Annotated in this window: 1 protein-coding gene; it reads right to left on the bottom strand. The window is 52.8% G+C overall.

Annotated elements, in window-relative coordinates; all coding sequences use genetic code 11:
• The coding region (locus AC0TNJ_RS00030) for a hypothetical protein (RefSeq protein ID WP_473769854.1) at positions 1–1,408 on the bottom strand (1,408 nt) is incomplete at both ends.

Genomic DNA, 1,408 nt, shown 5'->3' with positions numbered 1-1,408 from the left:
GGTTTCGCCGGGATTGATGGCACTGGTTCGTGAGGCAACATAATGGATGGGCATACGCCCGCTTCCCAGCGTTTGAATCACATTTGCCGGCACGGGCGTGGTAAGATCTTTGCCGTTGCCAACATCGGTGGATGAAACCGTAATGGTTCCAATCTTCGTGGTTGCATAATAACAGTCGATCTCATCGCCTGCCTGGAAGGAAGGCACCTGCGGCGTAGCGGTATTGAGCCATGGAACGATAAAGACTGCATCGTTCTTTGATTGCTCCACCGTAATCGAGTTTGGCTGATCGCCCTGCACCCAGCCAAATGCGTGAAGAATGGGCGCGCTCAACGCTTCATTCTCGAGCGTATCCGGATTTGGATCCTGACCACCAGGCTGCTGAATGTTTACCACCACATTGGTTCCCTGGGCGGGCGCGCCCAATAAACTGGTTCCACGATAGGCTTCGTAGGTGACAGTAACAGCGCCATTGCCTTCGTCCTGAACCGTTTTATATGGAACCGGGATGCTCAGCATGACCGGGAGAGTGGGATCGGTGACTATGATTGGCGGCTGCAGCGCGGTCTTGCCCCAATAAGCCAAAATCTTGTCACCGGCGGCCAGCCTGGCGTTGCCGGGGATATCGACAAGGATCGGCGTGCGCGCTGCAGTTTCATCGAGCGGTTTCAAGTTTTGGTATAACGGCACCAGTGGCGGCGCCAGATCATCAACGGCACCACTGACGAAAACGCTAATAAGCACCGGCGTCGACATCTCTGAGCGATTGCCCGCCATATCCGTGATATAATAACGGAATTCGGTTAGCCCATCGCCATTTGCCCTTATCATGTCGCCTGAGAAAGCGATCTTGATATCCTTGGTCGGATCATATTTATCGATTCGCACGGAATCTGCCTGGATGACTGTGCCGCCGCCCATATGCAGAGCCAATTCCGCCACAAAGGCGTCTCCATCCGCTGCTCCTTCATAACTTGGGACCTGAGCCGTGACCTGATCTCCCAACTGAGCCAGCTTGGCGGCATTAAGCCCATTGGAAACCAGTGTTGGATCATCAAATATAAGAAAACCCGGATGCGGCCTTCCCGGCTTGGCATAGTCAGTAATGAAAGTTGTCGTCGGGCTGGTAATGCCCGGTTCATCTGGAAGAAATTTCGAATAGAATCTGTATTGAAGCGAGTACGCCCGCTCTGCAGTTCGCAACGCGGCTGGCAGAGACAATTCCACCAGCCCCTGGTCTTTTTCCTCTTGCGTGATGGCGTGCTTGTTATTCGGATCATGTTCGACATTATCAATAACCAGAACGATCTGATCATCCTTACTGTAGCTGCCCAGGGTGTCGATATAGACAGTCAACGGCTGTGTACGAATGTCTGCCTTGAGCAATTTATTGGCGATTAACGGAAAT

The organism is Ochrobactrum sp. PL_is483 (genome assembly GCF_055816855.1).
The sequence above is the reverse complement of the archived record's forward strand: the minus strand, read 5'-3'. Positions and strand labels throughout refer to the sequence as shown.